Annotated in this window: 20 protein-coding genes; 16 read left to right on the top strand and 4 right to left on the bottom strand. The window is 43.1% G+C overall.

Annotated features, from left to right (window positions below):
* The first annotated feature begins 162 nt into the window (after nucleotides 1-162).
* Nucleotides 163-684, top strand: a complete 522-nt coding sequence (locus HMPREF3002_RS05810) for a GNAT family N-acetyltransferase (RefSeq protein WP_070665550.1) — start codon at nucleotides 163-165, stop codon at nucleotides 682-684.
* A gap of 34 nt (nucleotides 685-718) precedes the next feature.
* On the opposite strand, the gene HMPREF3002_RS05805 is transcribed toward HMPREF3002_RS05810, so the two are convergent.
* Complete coding sequence (locus tag HMPREF3002_RS05805) at nucleotides 719-1,396, bottom strand: DUF1129 domain-containing protein (RefSeq protein ID WP_070665548.1); 678 nt, start codon at nucleotides 1,394-1,396, stop codon at nucleotides 719-721.
* Nucleotides 1,397-1,424: 28 nt separating this feature from the next.
* On the bottom strand, nucleotides 1,425-2,369 hold the full coding sequence (locus HMPREF3002_RS05800) for a magnesium transporter CorA family protein (RefSeq protein ID WP_070665545.1): 945 nt from the start codon (nucleotides 2,367-2,369) through the stop codon (nucleotides 1,425-1,427).
* Nucleotides 2,370-2,490: 121 nt separating this feature from the next.
* On the opposite strand from HMPREF3002_RS05800, the gene uvrA reads away from it, so the two are divergent.
* The 7 genes from uvrA to nusB all read left to right on the top strand — a co-directional run bounded on the left by uvrA (nucleotide 2,491) and on the right by nusB (nucleotide 10,096).
* Nucleotides 2,491-5,316, top strand: coding sequence for an excinuclease ABC subunit UvrA (uvrA, locus tag HMPREF3002_RS05795; RefSeq protein ID WP_049471838.1), 2,826 nt, complete (start codon nucleotides 2,491-2,493; stop codon nucleotides 5,314-5,316).
* Nucleotides 5,313-6,380 carry a M24 family metallopeptidase gene (locus HMPREF3002_RS05790; RefSeq protein ID WP_023919013.1) on the top strand — a complete coding sequence of 356 codons (1,068 nt, stop codon included), beginning with the start codon at nucleotides 5,313-5,315 and terminating at the stop codon, nucleotides 6,378-6,380. The genes uvrA and HMPREF3002_RS05790 overlap by 4 nt, the downstream gene beginning before the upstream one ends.
* Nucleotides 6,381-6,436: 56 nt before the next feature.
* Complete coding sequence (locus HMPREF3002_RS05785) at nucleotides 6,437-7,405, top strand: TIM44-like domain-containing protein (RefSeq protein ID WP_023919011.1); 969 nt, start codon at nucleotides 6,437-6,439, stop codon at nucleotides 7,403-7,405.
* An 8-nt stretch (nucleotides 7,406-7,413) separates the two neighbouring features.
* Complete coding sequence (locus tag HMPREF3002_RS05780) at nucleotides 7,414-8,520, top strand: SPFH domain-containing protein (RefSeq protein ID WP_070665543.1); 1,107 nt, start codon at nucleotides 7,414-7,416, stop codon at nucleotides 8,518-8,520.
* Nucleotides 8,521-8,685: 165 nt separating this feature from the next.
* The gene (efp, locus tag HMPREF3002_RS05775) at nucleotides 8,686-9,246 is read left to right on the top strand and encodes an elongation factor P (RefSeq protein WP_003005479.1); all 561 of its coding nucleotides are present in this window, start codon (nucleotides 8,686-8,688) and stop codon (nucleotides 9,244-9,246) included.
* 36 nt (nucleotides 9,247-9,282) lie between these two features.
* A complete protein-coding gene (locus HMPREF3002_RS05770) occupies nucleotides 9,283-9,672 on the top strand; it encodes an Asp23/Gls24 family envelope stress response protein (protein WP_003005404.1) in 390 nt (129 codons plus the stop codon).
* Nucleotides 9,665-10,096, top strand: a complete 432-nt coding sequence (nusB, locus tag HMPREF3002_RS05765; protein ID WP_070665541.1) for a transcription antitermination factor NusB — start codon at nucleotides 9,665-9,667, stop codon at nucleotides 10,094-10,096. Before HMPREF3002_RS05770 ends, nusB begins: the two co-directional genes overlap by 8 nt.
* Nucleotides 10,097-10,167: 71 nt before the next feature.
* Here nusB and HMPREF3002_RS05760 read toward each other — a convergent pair whose 3' ends face one another.
* Nucleotides 10,168-11,133 carry a LacI family DNA-binding transcriptional regulator gene (locus HMPREF3002_RS05760; protein WP_070665540.1) on the bottom strand — a complete coding sequence of 322 codons (966 nt, stop codon included), beginning with the start codon at nucleotides 11,131-11,133 and terminating at the stop codon, nucleotides 10,168-10,170.
* On the bottom strand, nucleotides 11,114-12,568 hold the full coding sequence (locus HMPREF3002_RS05755; protein ID WP_070665539.1) for a sucrose-6-phosphate hydrolase: 1,455 nt from the start codon (nucleotides 12,566-12,568) through the stop codon (nucleotides 11,114-11,116). The genes HMPREF3002_RS05760 and HMPREF3002_RS05755 overlap by 20 nt, the downstream gene beginning before the upstream one ends.
* A 377-nt stretch (nucleotides 12,569-12,945) precedes the next feature.
* On the opposite strand from HMPREF3002_RS05755, the gene HMPREF3002_RS05750 reads away from it, so the two are divergent.
* The 8 genes from HMPREF3002_RS05750 (at nucleotide 12,946) to HMPREF3002_RS05715 (ending at nucleotide 22,462) form a co-directional block, all read left to right on the top strand.
* Nucleotides 12,946-14,865, top strand: coding sequence for a sucrose-specific PTS transporter subunit IIBC (locus HMPREF3002_RS05750; RefSeq protein ID WP_070665537.1), 1,920 nt, complete (start codon nucleotides 12,946-12,948; stop codon nucleotides 14,863-14,865).
* Between the two features lie 160 nt (nucleotides 14,866-15,025).
* A complete protein-coding gene (scrK, locus tag HMPREF3002_RS05745; RefSeq protein ID WP_003016958.1) occupies nucleotides 15,026-15,925 on the top strand; it encodes a fructokinase ScrK in 900 nt (299 codons plus the stop codon).
* A 246-nt stretch (nucleotides 15,926-16,171) separates the two neighbouring features.
* The gene (locus HMPREF3002_RS05740; RefSeq protein WP_070665535.1) at nucleotides 16,172-16,582 is read left to right on the top strand and encodes a peptide deformylase; all 411 of its coding nucleotides are present in this window, start codon (nucleotides 16,172-16,174) and stop codon (nucleotides 16,580-16,582) included.
* A gap of 136 nt (nucleotides 16,583-16,718) precedes the next feature.
* Nucleotides 16,719-17,165: a MarR family winged helix-turn-helix transcriptional regulator gene (locus HMPREF3002_RS05735; RefSeq protein ID WP_070665533.1), complete on the top strand. Its 447-nt coding sequence runs from the start codon at nucleotides 16,719-16,721 to the stop codon at nucleotides 17,163-17,165.
* Entirely contained in the window at nucleotides 17,162-18,964 is a 1,803-nt protein-coding gene (locus HMPREF3002_RS05730; RefSeq protein WP_070665531.1) for an ABC transporter ATP-binding protein, read from the top strand. Before HMPREF3002_RS05735 ends, HMPREF3002_RS05730 begins: the two co-directional genes overlap by 4 nt.
* Nucleotides 18,957-20,717 carry an ABC transporter ATP-binding protein gene (locus HMPREF3002_RS05725; RefSeq protein WP_070665529.1) on the top strand — a complete coding sequence of 587 codons (1,761 nt, stop codon included), beginning with the start codon at nucleotides 18,957-18,959 and terminating at the stop codon, nucleotides 20,715-20,717. Before HMPREF3002_RS05730 ends, HMPREF3002_RS05725 begins: the two co-directional genes overlap by 8 nt.
* A gap of 519 nt (nucleotides 20,718-21,236) precedes the next feature.
* Nucleotides 21,237-21,752 (top strand): phosphatase PAP2 family protein, encoded by a 516-nt coding sequence (locus HMPREF3002_RS05720; RefSeq protein ID WP_070665527.1) that lies wholly within the window; start codon nucleotides 21,237-21,239, stop codon nucleotides 21,750-21,752.
* An 83-nt stretch (nucleotides 21,753-21,835) separates the two neighbouring features.
* Complete coding sequence (locus HMPREF3002_RS05715; RefSeq protein WP_049487923.1) at nucleotides 21,836-22,462, top strand: GNAT family N-acetyltransferase; 627 nt, start codon at nucleotides 21,836-21,838, stop codon at nucleotides 22,460-22,462.
* Nucleotides 22,463-22,556 lie beyond the last annotated feature (94 nt).

The raw sequence follows: 22,556 nt of genomic DNA, 5'->3' as shown, positions 1-22,556 counted from the left end.
GTCTTTTTTTCAGGTCCAGTGGACCTCTTTTTCAGACCCTTTTGGATCTTTTTTGCGAGCATAGAAATGTGATAGTGAGTTAGGTCCGTGTGAAGCTCTTTGACCTTTCTCAAGCTCTAATTATGCTATAATGATGAAGAAAAAGGTATCAAGGAGCGCAACATGAAGGAAGGTGTAATCATCAGGAGGATGATAAAGGCAGATATTGAGCACATCTCTAAAGCCTTTATCCACCAAGGGTGGCCAGGTAGAGAGGATATCTTGACTAGCTATTTTCAGGAGCAGGAGAATAGAGAGAGGGACGTATTAGTAGCTGAGTCGGATGGATTTGTGGCAGGCTATATCACTATATTACCTGTTGCCAAGCACGGTCCTTTTGTGGGAGTCTATCCTGAACTATCTGATTTTAATGTTTTTGAACCATTTAGAAATCGAGGGATTGGGAATCAACTCTTAGAGGAGGCAGAAAAAAGAGTCCGGCTACTATCAGAGATTGTTACTTTAGGGGTTGGTTTACACTCGGGTTATGGCCCAGCTCAAAGACTGTATGTCAAACGGGGCTATATCCCAGATGGATCTGGAGTTTGGTTTAGGGATCAGCCCTTGGCCCCTTACAGTTCTTGTGAAAACAATGATGACTTAGTCCTCTATTTTTCAAAAAGGTTGAACAGGGAAATACAGTAAAACAAAAACGGATGAAGACTTCATCCGTTTCTTTTTAGCGTCGAGTTGCGGGTGCTGTGCTCGAACTTTTAATATTAAAGCGTTTCTTGAGATAGAAGCGAAGGACAAGTGCTAAAGCTCCTAAAACGATGGCAAGGACATCTGGAATAGTTGGGTTGAGAACCTGTGGGAGTAGGGAAGTAAAGGACAAGACAATGACCCAAAGGAACATGACTCCAACAAGAATCGGCATAGATTTCCAAAGAGAAGGACGCTCGCTGCGATCTTTGGTGCCATCCATATACTGATAGAAGAAGTAGTACATAAGGTATAAGAGCAAAGCCCCTGTCAAACTTCCAAGGATCAAGGTGATCAACCCATAGCCAGTACGACGCGGAGCAACCAAGTTCATAAAGGCGCTAATCGCAGCAAAAACACCAAAGATAAAGAGGAAGGAATCAAAAATCATGAGAGAGGGAGCATCGTTTAATTTCGGATGCTCTTTTTCATAGCGCTCTTTCTCGCTGAAAGAGTTCGCCCATACAGTTGGAGCTCCAAAAAGTGTCCGTGCTGGAATTCCTTTTCCTTGGTTTTCATGGATAGCTGGAAGAATTTCTTGGATGAGGCTTTCTGCTTCTTCCTCTGTCTTTCCGTTTTCAAGCAATTGGTGTTTGGCGATGCGAACGAATTCTTGATTTTTTTTACTTAATTGAGTTAAATCAAATTGAGACATAAATACTCCTTAGTGTTATTAGTAGGTGTTAGAACCATTTTTTATGGATGAGGTAGACGACGAGAGACCCGGTCAGGGCAAAGGCGATGAAAATGATCAGCCAGAAGGCATGGGGCTCGCCGTTGAGCGGAAGCTCATTGTCCTTGAAGTTCATCCCGTAGGCCGAAAAGATCATGGTCGGAATGGACATGACAATGGTAACGAGGGCCAGGGTCTTCATGATGTTGTTCTGGTTGTTGGAGATGATCGATGCGAAGGTATCGGTCATGGAGTGCAGGATATTTCCATAAATATCTGCCATCTCGATGGCCTGCTGGGTTTCGATCAAGGTATCTTCCAAGAGATCCTCGTCTTCTAGGCATTTCTTGATGTTACTAGTAGCACTGGTCAATTTCTTGATCACGCGCTCATTGGTTTTCAGAGAGGCCTTAAAGTAGACAATGGTTTTTTCCAGCTCCATCAACTCAATCAGCTCTTCATTACGCGTTGATTTGTGCAATTGACTTTCAATCTGCTCGCTTTTGCGATCCAAGGTACGAAGCGCTGATAAGTAGAGTTCAGCGTTGCGATAGAGGATCTGAAAGATAAAGCGCGATCGCATAAAGGTGTAGAAATTCCGCAAGCGTCGGTTGATAAAGATATCGAGAAGCGGCAATTTCTCCAAGCAAGTCGTGATAATAGCCTCTTCTGTCAGGATAATCCCTAGCGGAATCGTTACGTAGTAGGTCTGATTGTTCCGCTCTTCCTTAATGGGGACGTCTACGATAATCAAGGTATACTCATCTTCGATGGTCATACGGGACATTTCTTCCGCATCGAGTGGAGCCCGCAAGTCTGCAATATCAATATTAAAAGCAGAGGCGATTTCCATCGATTCACTTTGAGAAGGGTTAACAAGGTTGATCCAGCTACCGGGTTCCAGCGTCTCTATTTCTTTAAATTCAGTCGTTGTCGATAAAAAGACCTGTTTCATGGTGCCTCCCCTTGTTTTTTTACACCTTAACATTATATCAGAAAAAGGACGGTTTTGGATAAAAGAATACTAAAAAATTTGTTATAATGGAGGTTAACAAAAAGGTGATTAGAGTAAGAACATGCAAGATAAAATTGTCATTCATGGGGCACGCGCCCATAATTTAAAAAATATAGACGTGGAAATTCCCCGGGACAAATTGGTCGTGGTGACGGGTTTGTCTGGTTCTGGAAAGTCCAGTCTGGCCTTTGATACTCTCTATGCAGAAGGCCAGCGCCGCTACGTGGAGAGCTTATCGGCCTATGCCCGTCAGTTCTTGGGAAATATGGAAAAACCAGATGTGGACTCCATTGACGGCTTGAGTCCAGCCATTTCCATCGACCAAAAAACGACCAGTAAAAACCCCCGTTCTACAGTGGGGACGGCAACAGAGATCAATGACTACCTGCGCTTGCTCTATGCGCGTGTAGGGACGCCTTATTGTATCAATGGACATGGCGCTATTACCGCTTCTTCGGTTGAGCAAATTGTCGATCAAGTCTTGGAATTACCAGAGCGCCAACGCCTGCAAATTCTAGCTCCTATTATTCGCAAGAAAAAAGGCCAGCACAAGAATATCATTGAAAAGGTGCAAAAAGACGGCTATGTCCGGGTGCGGGTCGATGGTGAGATCTATGATGTGACAGAGGTTCCAGAACTATCTAAAAGCAAGCAGCACACGATTGAAGTAGTTGTGGACCGAATCGTGATTAAAGAGGGCATCCGCTCGCGGCTCTTTGATTCGATTGAAGCAGCCCTTCGGATTGCGGATGGTTATGTGGTGATTGATACCATGGATGGTAAGGAACTGCTCTTTTCTGAGCATTATGCTTGTCCAGTCTGTGGCTTTACCGTTCCTGAATTAGAGCCCCGCCTCTTTTCTTTCAATGCACCTTTCGGATCTTGTCCAGACTGTGATGGGCTGGGCATTAAGCTAGAGGTGGACTTGGATTTGGTGGTGCCAGATGATCGCTTAACACTTCGTGAAGGAGCACTTGCTCCTTGGAATCCGATCTCTTCCAACTACTATCCACAGATGTTGGAGCAAGCCATGATCCATTTTGGCGTTGATATGGACCGACCTTTTTCCGATTTTTCTCAAGAAGAAAAGGACTTGGTCCTCTATGGGTCAAACGGGAAGGAATTCCACTTCCACTATGAAAATGAGTTTGGTGGGGTTCGCGATATTGAGATTCCTTTTGAAGGGGTCGTAAACAATATTCACCGTCGTTTCCGTGAGACCAATAGTGATTTCACCCGCAACCAAATGCGCTCTTATATGAACGAATTGACCTGTGCGACCTGCCATGGCTACCGTCTCAATGACCAAGCTCTCTCTGTTCGTGTCGGAGGAGAAAAGGGGATGCATATCGGGGAAGTGTCAGATCTATCGATTGCGGACCACTTAAAAGCTGTGGACAAGCTGGTCTTAACGGACAATGAAGCAACAATTGCAAGACCGATCCTAAAAGAGATTAAGGATCGCTTGACCTTCTTAAACAATGTGGGGCTCAATTACTTGACCCTGTCACGATCGGCTGGGACCTTATCAGGTGGAGAAAGCCAGCGCATTCGTTTGGCAACCCAGATCGGTTCCAACCTCTCTGGGGTCCTTTATATTTTGGATGAGCCGTCTATTGGCCTCCATCAAAGGGACAATGACCGCCTGATTGCTAGCCTCAAGAAGATGCGCGATTTAGGCAATACCTTGATCGTCGTCGAACACGATGAGGATACCATGAGAGAGGCAGACTATCTGATCGACGTCGGCCCAGGTGCCGGTGTCTTTGGGGGAGAGATCGTTGCGGCTGGAACTCCAAAGCAGGTGGCTCGCAACAGCAAATCTATCACGGGTCAGTACTTGTCCGGTAAACGCAAGATTCCGGTTCCAACAGAGCGCCGTTCGGGGAATGGCCGCTATATTGAAATTACAGGGGCCAGTGAGAACAACTTACAAGACATCACAGCACGCTTTCCTCTGGGCAAATTCATCGCAGTCACTGGAGTTTCCGGTTCTGGAAAATCGACCTTGATCAATGGCATCTTGAAAAAAGCCATCGCTCAAAAACTCAACCGCAATTCGGAAAAACCAGGGAAATACAAGACGATTCAGGGGATTGAGCATATCGATCGCTTGATCGACATTGATCAAAGCCCGATTGGTCGGACTCCTCGTTCCAATCCAGCGACCTATACAGGCGTCTTCGATGACATTCGCGATCTCTTTGCTCAGACCAATGAAGCCAAAATTCGGGGCTATAAAAAAGGCCGCTTTAGTTTCAATGTCAAGGGCGGGCGTTGTGAAGCCTGCTCAGGAGATGGGATCATCAAGATTGAAATGCACTTCTTGCCAGATGTCTTCGTTCCTTGTGAAGTTTGCCATGGACGTCGTTACAATAGTGAGACCCTTGAAGTCCACTACAAGGAAAAAAATATTGCAGAAGTGCTGGATATGACGGTCAACAAGGCAGTTGAATTCTTCAAGCACATTCCAAAAATTGAACGCAAACTCAAGACCATCCAAGATGTGGGCTTGGGCTATGTAACACTAGGCCAACCAGCGACTACTCTTTCAGGTGGGGAGGCGCAACGGATGAAGTTGGCTTCTGAATTGCACAAGCGCTCTACAGGAAAATCCTTCTATATCTTGGATGAACCAACGACTGGACTCCATACCGAAGACATTTCTCGCTTGATCAAAGTCTTAGAGCGATTTGTAGATGATGGCAATACGGTCCTTGTGATTGAGCACAATTTGGATGTCATTAAGACAGCAGATCATATCATCGATTTAGGGCCCGAAGGCGGTGTCGGTGGTGGAACCATTATTGCGACCGGAACACCAGAAGAAGTAGCAGCAAATCCTGCTAGCTACACAGGACAATATTTGAAAGGAAAATTACAATGAATCAACGGATCAGCAACTTAAGAAACAAAATGAAAGCCCAAAACCTCAAAGCGGTATTGATTAACAATTTGAAAAATGTTTATTATTTGACCAATTTCTGGGGTTCAAACGGGACCGCTTTGGTGACAGAAGAACGCGTGGTACTCTTTACAGATTCGCGCTACACCATCCATGCCCATGCGACTTGTTTCCCCTTTGTAGAGATTGTGGAAACCCGCGATGAGTTGACTGCAGCGGCAGAGGTCGTTAAGGACCTTGAAATCAAAGAACTTGGTTTTGAGGACGAAGTGACGGTAGCCTACCATGCCCGCATGGCTTCTGTTTTCAGTGGCATCAGCCTTCAATCCCTAGCGAACTTTGTGATGGAATTGCGCTTGATTAAAGATGAAACTGAGATTGCGGCCATTAAAAAAGCTTGTAGCATCTCTGACCAAGCCTTCCATGATATTTTGGATTATATCAAGGTAGGGAAAACGACAGAGTTGGAAGCAGCGATTTTCCTCGACTTTAGAATGCGGGAGTTGGGAGCTTCTGGTGTATCTTTTGATATTATCTCAGCAGCAGGTGAACGCTCTGCCATGCCACACGCAACTCCAAGTGATCGGGTGATTTCAGCAGGAGATGCCTTGACCCTTGATTTTGGTTGCTTGTATGACCACTATGTCAGCGATATGACACGGACCATCTATGCTGGACATGTCAGCGACAAGGAAAGAGAAATTTATGAAACCGTTTTGAAAGCCAATCAAGCCTTGATTGCTGCTGCAAAAGATGGACTTGGCTTCCGTGATTTTGATAAAATCCCACGTGATGTGATCGAAGCAGCCGGCTATGGCCAATACTTTACTCATGGAATCGGTCATGGAATTGGGCTTGATATCCATGAAGAACCCTACTTCAGCCAAATGTCTAAAGAAGCCATTCAAGCAGGGATGGTCTTGACAGATGAACCAGGGATTTACATTGAAGGTCTCTCTGGTGTGCGGATCGAAGATGATCTCTTGATCACAGAAACAGGCTGTGAAGTCTTGACACTTGCACCTAAAGAATTGATTGTCCTATAAAATAGACAGTATTTTCTTAACCCCTGTGTAACCAACAAAGATAAGAAATGAGGCCTATGAAAAAACGAATTTTAGTATTGGGAATTCTTCTAGTAGCCCTTCTATTTGCATTTGCTCCTTCTGCTCATGCTGGTGTCGGCAATACGCATAGTGGTGGCAGTAGCACTATTCATTCTGGCGGTGGTGGTGGTAGCAGCTGGTCTGGTGGCGGAAGTAGCTGGTCTGGTGGTAGCAGCTGGTCTGGTGGATCCAGTAGCTACAGTTCTAGTTCTGGATCAGACTCTGGTGGGGCGGTAGCAGTTGTCGCCATCATTGGATTGATTGGATTTGTCTATAATATTGCAAAAGAGGCTAATGAGAGTGATGATTCGTCCTATTCAAATAGTGGTCCAAAACGGACAACCGAAGAACGGGCGGGTCGACCAATTGAAAACAACTATGAAGCGATTCGTCGTATCCGTAAACTGGATCCAATGTTTGATGAAGACCGCTTCTTGTCGCAAGTCAAGCTGGTTTATCTTCAATTGCAGTCTGCCTGGACAGAAAAAGATTGGAATTCCGTACGGAACTTAGAAAGTACCAGTCTTTATGAGCAACACTTGACGCAGTTGCAAGAGCATATTCGTGCCAAAACAACCAATGTTCTTGAGCGCGTGTGTGTGGAAGATTCGAAGATCAAAGACTTTATCGAAAATCCAGAAGGCAATGACCGCATTGAAGTTATTCTGTCTTCGACGATGAGAGATTACATCCGAAATGATGAATCGGGTCGTGTGATCGAAGGAGATCCGACCAAAGATCTCTTTACGGTATACCGCATGGTCTTCCTCCGTGAACATGGAGCTCAGACAGAGATTATTAAGAATTCAGAAGTTGTTAGTGATCATTGTCCGAACTGTGGTGCGCCATTGACGATCGATTCAATCGACAAGTGTGAATATTGCCAAGCGTCCTTGAAGCACAATCCAAAAGATTGGGTCTTGGATGTCTACGAAGTCGTGGATGAAATTGAATTCTACAGATAGGAGAATGTATGGGATTTATTAAAGCAGCCCTTTCAGCGGGCATTTCAAGTTTTCAAGATAGTAAATTTAAGGAAGCCATTACATTGCCAGAAGCTGTTCCGGCAACAGCTTTGGCCATTAAGGGACAGCTCTTGACCAAAGATCCAGATGGACGCTCTCGTCAGAGCAACCAAAATACGGGGCTATTGACAGATGGATCTGTCGTCATTGTTCCTCAAGGCTATGTTGCTCTCTTGGTCAATAATGGAACTTTTCTAGGAGACCTTCTAGAAGCAGGTAGCCACGAATGGCAAGCTGGTGAAAATGCCTGGTTGTTTGAAAAGGGTGGCGTTAAAGGGACTTGGGACCAGTTCAAGAATCGCTTCTCATTTGGTGGCCAAGTGGTCACCCAACAAGAAATTATTTTTGTGCGGATGCAACCTTTTACAGGAAATAAATTTGGCACTCAAAATCCAGTCGAGTACTTTAGCGACCGTTACCAACAACTTCTTAGCATTCGTTTTTATGGTCTTTATGATGTTAAAGTGGTAGATCCTGTACTCTTTTACATCAGTGCAGTCAGTCGTCAAATCACTGCAGATAAGCCATTTACCTTGGAAGATGTGGCTCAGGGAACCTTGCGCCAAAATCTGGCTCCAAAAATTGCAGTGGCTATTTCAAAATATACGGCTGAAAATAAGGCAGACATCTACAATATCAATGCGGACCAAGATGTCTTCAATGAAGTTGCAAAACGCGAAGTCAATAAAACTTGGACAGAATTATATGGTATCGAATTAACTAATGTCCTCATCGAAGATTTGAGCTACGATGCAGACAGTATGGCCAAGGTCAATAAACTGGACAGTGAATTGGCAGCGATGAAGTACAATACCATTGAAATCGAAGAACGTCGTGCTCGCAATGAGGCCTTGGTGGCAGCTGCTAAAAATGAAGGTGGCAATGGCATGAACATGATCATGGGGATGAACTTGGGTCAAGCCCTTGGCAATGACCTTCAAAAACAAGCCTCTCCAGCGCAAGACAAGCCTCATACCTTCTACATTGAAGTAGATGGAAAATATGTCCATGTCACCAAAGATGCGGATGGTAATATTGTGCCTGTGGACCAATAAGGAATAGTGAAGATGGAGTTGGAGATATAGAGATTCTAAGGACTCGTTCCTGCAATCTCTCTCCGCCTTCTAGCCTTCCTAAAAAGAGAAAATTGCTGTTTGAGAAAAATCAAATAGTGTGTTACAATAAAGAGTAATCTATTTTTAAAAAAGAGGTAATAAAACATGATCGAAGCAAGTAAATTGAAAGCTGGTATGACTTTTGAAACAGCTGACGGAAAATTGATCCGCGTTTTGGAAGCTAGCCACCACAAACCAGGTAAAGGAAACACTATCATGCGTATGAAATTGCGTGATGTCCGTACTGGTTCAACATTTGATACAAGCTACCGTCCAGAAGAAAAATTTGAACAAGCGATTATCGAAACTGTTCCAGCTCAATACTTGTACAAAATGGATGATACAGCCTACTTCATGAACACGGAAACATATGACCAATATGAAATTCCAGTTGTGAACGTAGAACAAGAATTGCTTTACATCCTTGAAAACTCAGAAGTAAAAATTCAATTCTACGGAAGCGAAGTCATCGGTGTAACAGTTCCTACAACTGTTGAATTAACTGTTGCAGAAACTCAACCATCTATCAAAGGTGCTACAGTGACTGGTTCTGGTAAACCTGCTACAATGGAAACTGGTTTGGTCGTAAACGTTCCTGATTTCATCGAAGCTGGACAAAAATTGGTCATTAACACTACTGAAGGAACTTACGTTTCTCGTGCATAAGAGACATCTCAGGGTGTCAAATAGAAAGGAACTTCTATGGCAACTGAACAATTTGGTGACATCGTTATTGCACCACGTGTATTAGAAAAAATTATTGCGATTGCGACAGCAAAAGTAGAGGGTGTCTATTCGCTTGAAAACAAGAGTGTTTCAGATAGCTTATCCAAACGCTCCCTTGGACGTGGCGTCTACCTTCATACAGAAGAAGATGGTCAAGTTTCAGTAGACATCTATCTCTATTTAGAATACGGAGTGGCTGTACCATCTGTCGCTGTAGCCATTCAAAAAGCGGTCAAGTCAGCAGTTTATGATATGGCAGATGTAACCTTGGATGCTGTCAACATTCACGTTGTCGGTATCGCAACGGAAAAATCTCCAAAACCAGACTTGAAAGACTTGTTTAATGAGGACTTCCTCAATGACTGATGAAATTTTATTAGAATCACGTCGAGATTTGCGTGAGCGCGCCTTCCAAGCCTTGATGGCCTTGAAATACGATGGAGACATTGTTGAAGCTTGTCGCTTTGCTTATCTACATGACAAGGACCTAGCAGAAGACAAAGAAGTCGATCTTCCTGCCTTTCTCATGAATCTCGTGACGGGTGTCTATCAGTCAAAAGATCAACTAGACCAACAAATCGGTCAACATTTGAAAACCGGCTGGACTGTTGAGCGCTTGACCTTGGTAGAGAAAAACATCCTTCGTTTGGGAATTTATGAAATGACAGAGTTTGATACACCACAGATCGTCGCAGTCAATGAAGCGGTGGAATTGGCCAAGGCCTTTTCGGATGAAACCTCTTCACGATTTGTCAATGGTGTCCTCAGTCAATTTGTGACAGAAGAATAATGAAAAAGAGCCTACTGGCTCTTTTTTTGGTAAAAAATATCCCCACAGTTTCTACTGAGGGGATATTGCTTTTAGACACTTTTTCCAGAGTGGAGACTAACGGGCAAGAAATAACCGGTAGTCGCTACTTTTTTTCCTTCTATCTTTTGGAGTAAAAGATCCACCATGAGGATAGCAATGTCTTCGAGGGGTTGTTGGATGGTTGTCAGTTCAGGTGTATAGGTCTCGATGAACTGGGTTCCATCATAACCAATCACTTTCAAATCCTGAGGAATTTGAATATCTAATTCTCTAGCTACTTTCATGATCAAGATCGCCGTCAAATCATCGGAGGCAAAAATGGCATCTGGTTTTTGCTGGGTTAAAATCTGTTTGATTTCCATTTCTTTGCGAATAGGGGAGAAATCACTGGAAACATTAATGATCATGGACTCAGGTAGAACCGATGCAAACCCCGCGTGACGCAAGCCTGTTGGGGAGTTGGAGTTGTCATTACCTGTGATCATGATGATCTTTTTAGCACCACTTTTGACCAGGGTTTCTGCTGCTAAAACTCCACCAGCATAGTTATCAGAAGAGACAACCGGAATTTCTGGGGAGAGGTTGCGGTCAAAAGCAATGATAGGAGCAGTTACCCGGTTGTAATCTTCAATGCCTAAATTATGACTTCCTGAAATGATGCCATCTACCTGGTTGGCCTCCAACATTTCAATGTATTCGCGCTCTTTTTCGGAGTCATGTTCACTATTGCAGATGATGGTTTTATAGCCGTGTTTGAAGAGTTGGTGCTCTAGTTTGTCGATTAATTCAGCATAGAAAACATTGCTGATGTTGGGAAAGATCAAGCCGACTAACTTGGCTGATTTTCCTTGGAGGCTACGAGCAACATTGTTAGGTTTATAGCCCAATTCTCGCATGGCTTCTTGGACTTTTTGGATCGTTTTTTCAGACAGGTATCCTTTTTTATTGATAACCCGTGAGACAGTAGTAGGGCTGACACCGGCGAGTTTGGCGACATCAGTTAGCTTTGCGACCATAATCAAGTTCGTAGTAAGTTCCAGTAGGGGTTCCAGACTTGATCAAGATTCCATTTTGATCCGCATGTGGGTAGACCCGACCAGAAAATACTTTTTCTCCTTTATTGATAAAGATTTCAAATATCGAATTGTCGATGAAAATATTAGCGGTTGTCGCTTGGTTAGCGATTGTGCAGCTACGGCTCGTACCGAAATCTTGGGCATATTGCTCACCAGCCTGGCTACGATCGACTGTGACCAATCCTTTAGCCAGATCAAATGTGAGAACTAAGCCCTTTCCTTCTGCATCGGCAAAGAGGACGATTTCGTTCTGGCTATCCTTTTCAAACTGCAATTCCAATTCATAGCAGTTCTTGGTTTGTGCCTTGTTGGCAAATGCCTCACTCTCAGCGCGCAAGTCTTTGATCGCTTCAACTGGGTATTGGTAGAGCTTGCCATCTTTAATGGTTAATTCTTTGACCAGTGAGAGAGCTCCTTGGTAGTCATAGGAATCTGTTGGATAAGAAACGTCTGGAAGACCTAGCCAGCTAACAGCATAGGCACGTCCATCGGGAGCATTAAATCCTTGAGTCGCATAGGCTTCAAAACCATAGTCAAGATTATGCAATTCAGATACATCAACCATTTTGGCCTTTTCTGGGTCAAAGCTTGCCCCGATCTTGTACATATTTGGATAGATATTGTCATAATCGAGAACGGCTTTATCTAAGCCTTGAGGACAGTAGAGAAGAACGGGTTGGTCTCCAACAAAGACTAGGTTGGGACATTCCATCATATAAGCTGTCCGATCGTTTGCAAAATCCAAGTCACCGACTGCAACCCAGTTGGTATAGTCGTTATCTACAGCCTTATAGAGACGGATGAATCCTTTCTTCTCAAGGTCTTGACCGCCAACGATAGCGTAGAATTGACCCTTGAAATTAAAAATCTGTGGGTCACGGAAGTGATCCGTAGAGTCAGCCGGTTGATCAATCAAGATTTTGTCAATTTTTTCAAACTTTCCGTCCTTGTCCATCAAAGCACCGACTTGGTAAGGATGACGAACCCATTCTGCATCACGAACATTTCCAGTGTAGAATAAGAATAGTTTGTCACCAAACTGCATGGCTGATCCGGAATAAGCTCCATGGCTATCTAGATCTGTGTCTGGAAGAAGTGTTACACCAGTTTCTTTGAAATGAACCAAGTCTTCGCTTTCTGTTTGTACCCATGATTTTAACCCATGGGCTGCACCAAATGGGAAATTTTGGTAAAACAAGATCCATTTTCCATCAAAGTAGGAAAAACCGTTAGGATCATTTAAGAGACCAGCCTTTGGCTCTACATGGTAGTGTGTATGCCAAGGAGATTTCGCCATGTTTTCTTGGATGGCTTGCTTTTCCTCTGTTGTCCAGTCTTCGTAACGTCTGTAACGACGTTCAGTTGTCCATTCCATTTTATTCCTCCGAATTTTTTCTTACTTCCATAGTACCGATTTCCTATTAAAAATGCAAGCGATAAATGAAAAAAATGGCAAAAAATGTCAAACGATTGACAGCTATTTTGCAGCCTGAAGAAAAGAGGAGAAGTTGAAAATTTATGAAAATATGAAAGAAAATGAAAATAAAAATCTGATTCAAAGCGCTAAAAAGCGTAGTACAGGCCTGTTTTAAAATGAAAATAGTTTCATACTGTCAAAAGGTGTCAAAAAGTCCAAAAAAGTTTCAAAAAAATCCTGCAAAACGCTTGACATATTTTCAATACGTGGTACAATTAAAAACGTAGAAACGATTTAACCGTTTACATTACAAAAAATAAGGAGATTTTTGCAAAATGTCAAATACAGAAATTGCAAAGCAGGTCATCGATGCAATCGGTGGGGTTGAGAACGTTAGCAGTGTTGCTCACTGTGCGACTCGTCTTCGCGTGATGGTAAAAGATGAATCAAAAATCAACAAAGATGTTGTTGAGAACATTGAAAAAGTACAAGGTGCTTTCTTTAACTCAGGTCAATACCAAATCATCTTTGGTACTGGTACTGTAAACAAGATCTATGATGAAGTAGTAGCTCTTGGCTTACCAACATCATCAAAAGATGAAATGAAAGCAGAAGCCGCTAAACAAGGAAACTGGTTCCAACGCGCGATCCGTACCTTTGGAGACGTTTTTGTTCCAATTTTACCAGCAATTGTTGCGACTGGATTGTTTATGGGGATTCGTGGTGCCATTGCTCAAGACCAGGTTTTGGCTTTGTTTGGCACAACAGCAGATGCATTTAAATCTACTGATTTTTATACCTATTCAACAATCTTAACTGATACCGCGTTTGCCTTCTTCCCAGCCTTGATTTCATGGTCTGCATTCCGAGTATTCGGAGGAAATCCTGTTCTTGGGATTGTAATTGGTTTGATGATGGTTAGTCCGACACTTCCAAATGCGTGGGTTGTAGCGGAAGATCCTTCTAAAGCAGCAACATACTTTGGTATCTTCCATCATGTGGTTGGATTCCAGAACTCCGTTCTTCCCGCTTTCTTCGTTGGTCTAATTGGTGCGAAACTTGAAAAGTGGCTCCATAAGAAAATTCCAGATGTCTTAGATTTGTTATTGGTTCCATTATTCACATTGACAATCATGTCATTCCTCGCTTTGTTTATTATTGGTCCATTCTTCCACAGCATTGAAGAATATGTACTGAATGCAACTAAGTTTATTTTAAATTTACCATTCGGACTTGCAGGGCTTCTTATCGGTGGGGTTCATCAGTTGATTGTCGTTACTGGCGTCCATCATATCTTTAATCTTCTTGAATCACAATTAATTACTGCAGATAAAAAAGATCCATTTAATGCAATCATTACAGCAGCTATGACAGCACAAGCTGGAGCTACTTTAGCAGTGGCAGTGAAATCTAAATCTCAAAAAGTGAAAGCTTTAGCATTTCCTGCGACTATTTCTGCCTTGTTAGGTATTACTGAGCCTGCAATCTTTGGTGTAAACTTGCGTTATGTGAAACCATTCGTTATTGCTTTGGGAGCAGGTGCTGTAGGTGGTTGGATTGCATCTATGTTAAATCTTGCTGGTACAGGATTTGGTATTACAATTATTCCAGGAACGCTTCTCTATCTAAACGGTCAATTATTGAAATATGTATTTATGGTTGTATTTACAACTGCACTAAGTTTCGGTTTGACTTATATGTTTGGTTATGAAGATGAAGCTTCATCAGTTCCTGCAGAGGACAAAGAAGCTGGTGCAATTATTGAAGAAGAAACAACTGGAGCTGTTCCTGCATCTCTTCAAGACGAAACCATCATCTCTCCGATCGTTGGTCAAGCTGTTGCTTTGTCTGATGTGAATGATCCTGTCTTCTCAAGTGGAGCGATGGGACAAGGAATTGCCATCAAACCAACTGAAGGTGTTGTCTATGCACCAGCAGATGCTGAAGTAACCATTGCTTTCGCAACTGGTCATGCTTACGGTTTGAAGACAGCTAATGGTGCTGAAATATTGATCCACGTTGGTATTGATACGGTATCAATGAACGGGGAAGGATTTGATCAAAAAGTAGCTCAAGGCGATAAAGTGAAAGCTGGTGATGTCCTTGGTACATTTGATGCAGCGAAAATTGCCGCAGCTGGTCTGGAAGACACAACTATGGTGATTGTCACTAACACAGCTGACTATGCTTCTGTCACACCTGTTGCAACTGGATCTGTTGCGAAGGGTGATGCGATCATCGAAGTCAAAGCTTAATCGAAACAATAAGTTCTCAAGGACTGGTCTATCATCTCCAGTCCTTGAATTTTATTTCTCAAAAAAAGGTGTGTTTTTTCTTTAGAGAAGAGAAAAAGATTGACTACAAAATATGCTATAATAAATACAGGATATTTTTCATAATAAAAAAGGAGCCAACATGACAAAATTATATGGAAGTTTGGAAGCTGGCGGTACAAAATTTGTTTGTGCAGTTGGTGATGAAAACTATAATGTTGTGGAAAAAGTACAATTTCCAACAACCAAGCCAATTGAGACTATTGATAAGTGTATTGAATTTTTCTCAAAATTTGAGGATCTAGTTGGGCTTGCGATCGGATCCTTTGGACCAATTGATATCGATCCAAATTCAAACACTTATGGTTTCATCACAACGACTCCAAAACCAAATTGGGCCAATGTAGATATCGTTGGGGCTTTCCGACGTGCCTTGAATGTACCTATCTATTTCACGACAGATGTGAATAGTTCTGCCTATGGAGAAGTGGTCGCACGCAACAATGCGGGTGGTCATATCGAAAACTTGGTTTACTATACAATCGGAACAGGAATCGGAGCTGGTGTCATCCAACGTGGTGAGTTTATCGGGGGAGCTGGGCACCCAGAAATGGGACACTACTATGTGGCCCAACACCCAATGGATGTGGAAAAAGAATTCAAGGGTGTTTGTCCTTTCCACAATGGCTGTTTGGAAGGCTTTGCGGCTGGTCCTAGTCTGGAAGCTCGTACAGGTATTCGTGGGGAAAACATTGAACTCAACAGCAATGTATGGGATATTCAAGCCTACTACATCGCACAAGCAGCAGTGAATGCGACAGTTACCTTCCGCCCAGACGTCATTGTCTTTGGAGGAGGAGTCATGGCTCAACAACACATGTTAGATCGTGTTCGCACGAAATTTACTGCTCTCTTGAACGGTTACCTCCCTGTACCAGATGTGAGAGATTACATTGTGACACCTGCAGTTGCTGGCAATGGTTCAGCGACCTTGGGGAACTTTGTCCTTGCAAAAGAAGTGAGCGAGAAGCTTAAAAAATAAGAAGCAATTGTCTCTTAGAGGTTAGAAACAAGAGCGAGGAGGCTGGGACAAAAGTCCTAGCCTCTCAATTGTTTTTGGATGTCGAGCAAGATGCAGTGGTTGAGTGGGCTCTAATACGCTGATTTCATCAGCTTTTACAGCCCTACTCAACTGTGCGGATGTGGGACGATGAAATCGAATTCTAACGAATTACCGATTTCTGTCCCACTCTCTTCTTTCGTCTATCTATCAAGAAGTGAGGAAGGAATGAAAAAGAATATTGTAAAAGATGTCTTATTCTTGGGTCAAAAGTCAGAAGAAGCGACACCTGAGGATCGCACCTTGGCTTTGGATTTGCAGGACACCTTAAATGCTCATCTCCTTGAGTGTGTCGGTTTAGCGGCTAATATGATCGGGGTGAAAAAACGGGCGATTATCATCCGAATGGGAAGTGAAAATCTGGTCCTGTTTAATCCGGTTCTCCTTGAAAAGAAAAAGCCTTACCAAACAGAGGAAGGATGCTTGTCCTTGATGGGGTGTCGGCCGACCACTCGTTATGAGGAGATTTCAGTGGCCTGTCGAGATGTGAATTGGAAAGCAAAAACAATTCAATTGTCAGGTTTTCCAGCCCAGATCTGTCAGCATGAAATGGATCATCTAGAAGGCATTATTATCTAAAAGTCATTAATGGAGTCGATTCGACTCCATTTTTTTAGTTCTTATGGAAACTTTTTTCTTGACAGGGATCTTTTTTGTGTTAAAATAGTTCTCATAGTAACTTTAAAGTTCTTAAGAGAACTATTTGGAGGAAATGATGGACAAACCTTTACTAGAATTTAAAAAGATCGGCCATCTCATTCACCTCATGGTAGAAAGAGAGGCCAAGAAGCAGGGGCTTGAATTTAGCGCAGGACCCCAAGGTCAGGTATTGAGCTTCTTATCTCATCGTGAAAAGGAGGGAAAAGTGACCTTGATTCGGGATGTTGAGCAGGAACTTCATATCGCAAAATCAGTGACGAGTAACCTGATCAAGCGGATGGAGAAAAATAGCTTTATTTATTTAGAGCCTAGTCCGACCGATAAACGGGCCAAGTATGTCTACCTAACAGACAGTGTGAAAAACAAGTTGAATGACATGAAACAATTCTTTGATGAAGTGGACCAGAAGATGATGGCTGGCGTATCAGAAGAAGAATTGGCCATCTTTTTCAAGGTCATGCATCAATTTTATGAGAATATGAAAAAAAGGAGCGAGGAATGATCAATATGTTTCGGCGGTTAACCGCCAAAGAATGGGGCATGATTGCCCTTAGTACGGTCTTTATCTGTCTGGCTGTTTGGATGGATTTAAAGACTCCTGAATACTTATCTGATATCACGACCCTCTTAGCTAAGGATGGGACCAAGGTTTCTGATATTATGGATCCGGGAAGCAAGATGTTGCTCTTCTCTTTTGGAAGCTTTTTGATGGCAGTTTTTGTGGGCTTTTTAGCTTCAAGAGTCGCTGCCAGCTTTACGACGCGGCTTCGAGGAGAGATTTTCCATCAAGTGATGGATTACTCTGATGCCGAGATCAAGAAATTCTCTGTTCCCTCTCTCTTGACCCGGACGACCAACGATTTGACTCAATTGCAAATCATGATTGTGATGGGGATGCAAGTCGTGACGCGTGGTCCCATTATGGCAATTTGGGCTTTGACCAAGATTTGGGGCAAGAGCGATGCTTGGACAACGTCTGTTGGGATTGCGGTCTTGATGGTCTTGATTCTGCTATCTGTTCTGGTTCTTATTGCCTTTCCGCGCCAGCAAAAGGTTCAAGGTTTGACCGATGCTTTGAATGCGGCGACACGGGAGAGTTTGACTGGGGTGCGGGTCGTTCGTGCTTACAATGCAGAAGCTTATCAAAATGAAAAATTCCAGACTGAAAACAAGGGCTTAACCCGTCTAAATCTCTTTGTTTATCGTTTGATGTCTCTGATGAACCCTGTCATGACAGTGGTATCAAGTGGGTTGACCCTTGCTATCTACTGGATTGGGGCGCACTTGATCAATGATATCGCCATGCCAACAAATCCTACAAAGCTTGCTGTGAGTTCTGCCTTAGCGGATCGGACCAAGGTCTTCTCAGATATGATCACCTTCTCTTCTTACGCTATGCAGGTTGTCATTGGCTTTATGATGATGGTGGCCATCTTGATTATTCTTCCTCGTGCCATGGTATCCGCAAAACGGATTAATCAGGTCTTGGCTCTTGAACCGTCTGTAGCCTTTCCAAGTGAGTCAAAAGAAAAAACAGACCAACCAGGTACCGTAGAATTCCAAGATGTTTCCTTCCGATATGGACGGACTTCCCGTGCTGTGATTGAGCACGTGACCTTCTCAGCTCAGAAAGGACAAACCGTTGCCTTCATTGGATCAACTGGTTCTGGTAAATCCACTTTGGTCAATTTAATCCCGCGTTTTTACGATGCGACAGAAGGAAAGATCTTAGTGGATGGGGTGAATGTCAAGGATTATAGCCACCAAGAATTGAACAATAAAGTCGGCTACATTCCCCAAAAAGCAGTGCTCTTTAGCGGCACGATTCGCTCCAATATGGAATTTGGAGAAAGTAGTCAAGGAAAATTAGAGGATGAAGCCATCTGGAAAGCTCTTGAATTGGCCCAAGCCAAAGAGTTTGTTGCCACAAAAGAGAAGGGCTTGGATACAGAAGTAGCGCAAGGAGGAAGCAACTTCTCTGGAGGACAACGTCAACGTTTGGCCATTGCGCGTGCCCTTGCACGTAAGCCCGAGATCCTCATCTTTGATGATTCCTTCTCAGCCCTGGATTACAAAACGGATCGGATCCTGCGCCAAGCCCTGAAAGAAGAGCTGGCAGATACGACCAAATTGATCGTTGCCCAACGGATTTCGACCATTATGGATGCGGATTTGATTTTGGTCTTGGATCAAGGGAAGGTCGTCGGTCAAGGCACCCACAAAGAATTGCTTGCGACCAATGAAGTCTATCAAGAAATTGCCTATTCACAATTGTCTAAGGAGGAGTTGGAACATGCATAAAACAAAACAAGAATCGTCCCTTTGGAGACAACTTTCTCCCTATTTGAAGGGCTTCCACCTATTTTTCCAAGTTGCTATCCTCTTTTCGATCGTATCGAGTATTATCACGGTTATTGGACCGGATAAGTTAAAAGAAATCACGGATACCATCACAAAAGGGATGGGAGGAGCCATTGATATTGACAAAATCACTTCGATTGCCCTGACTTTAGCCATCCTTTATGGAGTTGGAGCACTGGTGTCCTACAGCAGTAGTTTCATTATCTCAACCATGATTCAGCGCTTCGCAGAACGCTTGCGCAATGCCATTGCTGAGAAGATCAATCGTGTACCCCTCCAATATTTTGATAGCCATGAACAAGGAGATACCTTGTCTCGTGTGACCAATGACGTGGATTTGATGACCCAATCCTTTAACCAAAGCTTGGTTCAAATGGTCTCTTCTGTTGTCTTATTGATTGGCTCCATCTTTATGATGTTTAAGACGGACTGGCACTTGGCGGTGACAGCGATTGTGTCCATCTTTGCAGGTTTTGCTCTTTCCGGCATTATTATGGTCAAGAGCCAACCTCTCTTTAAGCAACAACAAGATAATCTTGCTAAAGTTTCAGGCTATGTTGAAGAAATCTATAGTGGACATAATGTTGTTATTTCCTACAATGGCCGTCATCAAGCCAAAGATCATTTTGATGCCATCAATCAAGATTTGTATCAAAGCATGTGGAAATCCCAATTCTTCTCTGGGATTATGATGCCCTTGATGCAGTTTGTAGGGAATTTTGGTTATGTCATGGTCTGTATCGTAGGGGCTGCCCTCACCATTAATGGAGATATTACCATTGGGACCATTGTGGCCTTTATGACCTATGTCCGCATCTTTACCCAACCAATTGGTCAAATGGCCCAAGGAATTACCCAATTGCAATCAGCTAGTGCTGCTATGAGGCGTGTCTTTGAATTCTTAGACGAAGAAGAAATGGAAGACGAATCCCAAAAAATACGTCAATTGGAAACAACAAAAGGTCATGTCAAATTTGAGCATGTTCGTTTTGGCTATTCACCAGACAAGACTATTATCCATGACTTTACAGCTGAAGCCAAACCGGGGCAAAAAGTAGCCATTGTTGGTCCAACAGGTGCTGGTAAGACCACCATGGTCAATCTCTTGATGCGTTTTTACGACATTCAAGCTGGTAAAATTACCATCGATGGTGTGGATACTAAGGCCATGAGTCGCGAAGAAGTTCATGATGCTTTTTCGATGGTCTTACAAGATACCTGGCTCTTTGAAGGGACCATTCGGGAAAACTTAGTCTTTAATCAAACCGATATTTCAGATGAAGCAGTCGAAGCGGCAACCCGAGCGGTTGGGGTCCATCACTTTATTCGGACCTTGCCGAATGGCTATGATACTGTATTAGATGATTCAGTGACCTTGTCCGTTGGTCAAAAGCAACTTTTGACCATTGCGCGTGCCCTCTTGAAGGATGCTCCGCTCCTTATCTTGGATGAAGCAACCTCATCTGTCGATACCCGTACAGAAGAGTTGATTCAAAAAGCCATGGACAAACTCATGGAAGGCCGGACCTCCTTTGTCATCGCCCATCGCTTGTCCACTATCCGTAATGCGGATCTGATTCTTGTGATGAAAGATGGAAATATTATCGAGCAAGGCAACCACCAAGAACTCATGAGCCAAAATGGATTTTATGCCGACCTCTACAATAGCCAATTCACAGAAGAAGTAGCGTAACAACAAGATACAAAGGGCGTAGCGGATACAGTCAAAATAGGGAATACGACGAAGAATCCAAAAGATTCTAGGAGGATTCATCTTTTTGACACAATCTGCAGCCCGTGTTCAATTCCAACAAGATACAAAGGGCGTAACATACAAAGTGAAAAAAAGAGAGTGGGACAGAAATCGGTAATTCGTTAGAATTCGATTTCGTCGTCCCTCCTTCGCACAGTTGAGTAGGGCTGTAAAAGCTGATGAAATCAGCGTAGTAGAGCCCATCAACCACTGCGTCTTGCTCGACAATCCAAAAACAATTAAGAGTCTAGGACTTTTGTCCCAGCCTCATTTTTTTATCGATAATAGTAATGGGAAAGACGATTCTTAGGTACAGAAAAATGACAAAGCGTCAAAAATAGATCGCTTCTAATGTGAAAAAGAAGAAAGAAAGGATAAAAAAAGAGCCTGGCTTGACAGGCTTTCTTAGGATCGCGTATACTAGTAGTATAAAATAAGATGAAAGACAGGAGTGCCGACATGAAGCCCAATCTTCAAGATTATCCGAAATTTTATCGTTGGCTAACCCTGCCTTTTACGAGAAAGCCACATCGTGTGCAGGTTCTTCAAAGGATGAATCGAATCTTGACGTTCGTGATGCCAGGCATCTACGGCCTGGTCTTTTGTTGGCTGTTTTTTAAGAAAACTTCAATGGGAGGCATCTGGCCTTTTATCTGGATCCCTGCTTCGGGTTTTGTCTTGTTTAGCCTCTTTCGTCATTGGGTCAATGTTCCGAGACCTTATGAGAAATGGGAGATTCAACCCTTATTAGAAAAGAATTCATCCGGACATTCCTTTCCTAGCCGACATGTTTTTTCGGCGACCATTATCTCGATGTGTGTCTGCCAGTTGTCGCTTCCGCTAGGAATGTGCTCGATGCTCCTATCTCTTCTATTAGCCCTTGTCCGAGTTCTTGGAGGGGTTCATTATCCCAAGGATGTCCTCGTCGCTTGGGGGCTGGGACTCGTCTGGGGAGGACTCTTTTTGCTGGCTTGAATGAACAAATTGCTGAAAATTGACCTTTGTCTAACAGCGTATCATAGTGTATACTGGAAAGTGGACTTAGAATAGGAGAGAAGATGAAGTACAGAAAAGCAGAAAAAGCAGATCTGGATCAGGTGGTTCGAGTAGCCAGTACAGCCTTTGAGGACTATCTATTTTTAAAAGTTATCAAGGATTTGGTTCGGGATCCCAAGCAATACCCATCCTTTGTTGAGGCAATGATGCGCATCCTGGTAAAGGTTTTTCTTAAGCACCATATTTGCCTTGTGGCAGAAAAAAATGATGAAATTTATGCAGTTGCCTTGTTGCAAAAGGAACCGATCCCTTTTCGGGCCTATCTCTTAAATGGGGGATTCGGTTTGCTCAAGTTTATTTCCTTGAAGAATATGTTGTCCTACTTTAAATTTATGGAGGACACGGATAAGGAATTGGAGCAAAATGTAGATTTTGATTGGTATTTGATGCTTCTTGCAGTCGCCCCTAAACACCAACGGCAGGGCTATGGCAGTCGCTTTATGATAGAAGGAATTGAGCCTTTCTTGGAAGAGATCCAAGGAAAAAAACTAGCCTTTTATACCAATACCAAAGGAAATGTCTATTTTTACACGAAAAATGGTTACAAGGAAGTCTATTCAAGTGAGATTTGCTTTAACCAAGTAGAGATGGGTAGTTGGTATTTCTTGAAAGAACTAAAAAAACACTAAGGATACAACCTTAGTGTCAGATTGATGACAAAGTCATTTTAGAAACTTTCCTTAGGTGACTACGGACGTCAGCGAACTTCGAAGAAGTTCCATG

The sequence above is a fragment of the Streptococcus sp. HMSC065E03 genome (genome assembly GCF_001815045.1).
GTDB lineage: Bacteria > Bacillota > Bacilli > Lactobacillales > Streptococcaceae > Streptococcus > Streptococcus parasanguinis_AD.
Note: the sequence above shows the minus strand (reverse complement) of the source record. Positions and strands in the feature narration are given on the sequence as shown.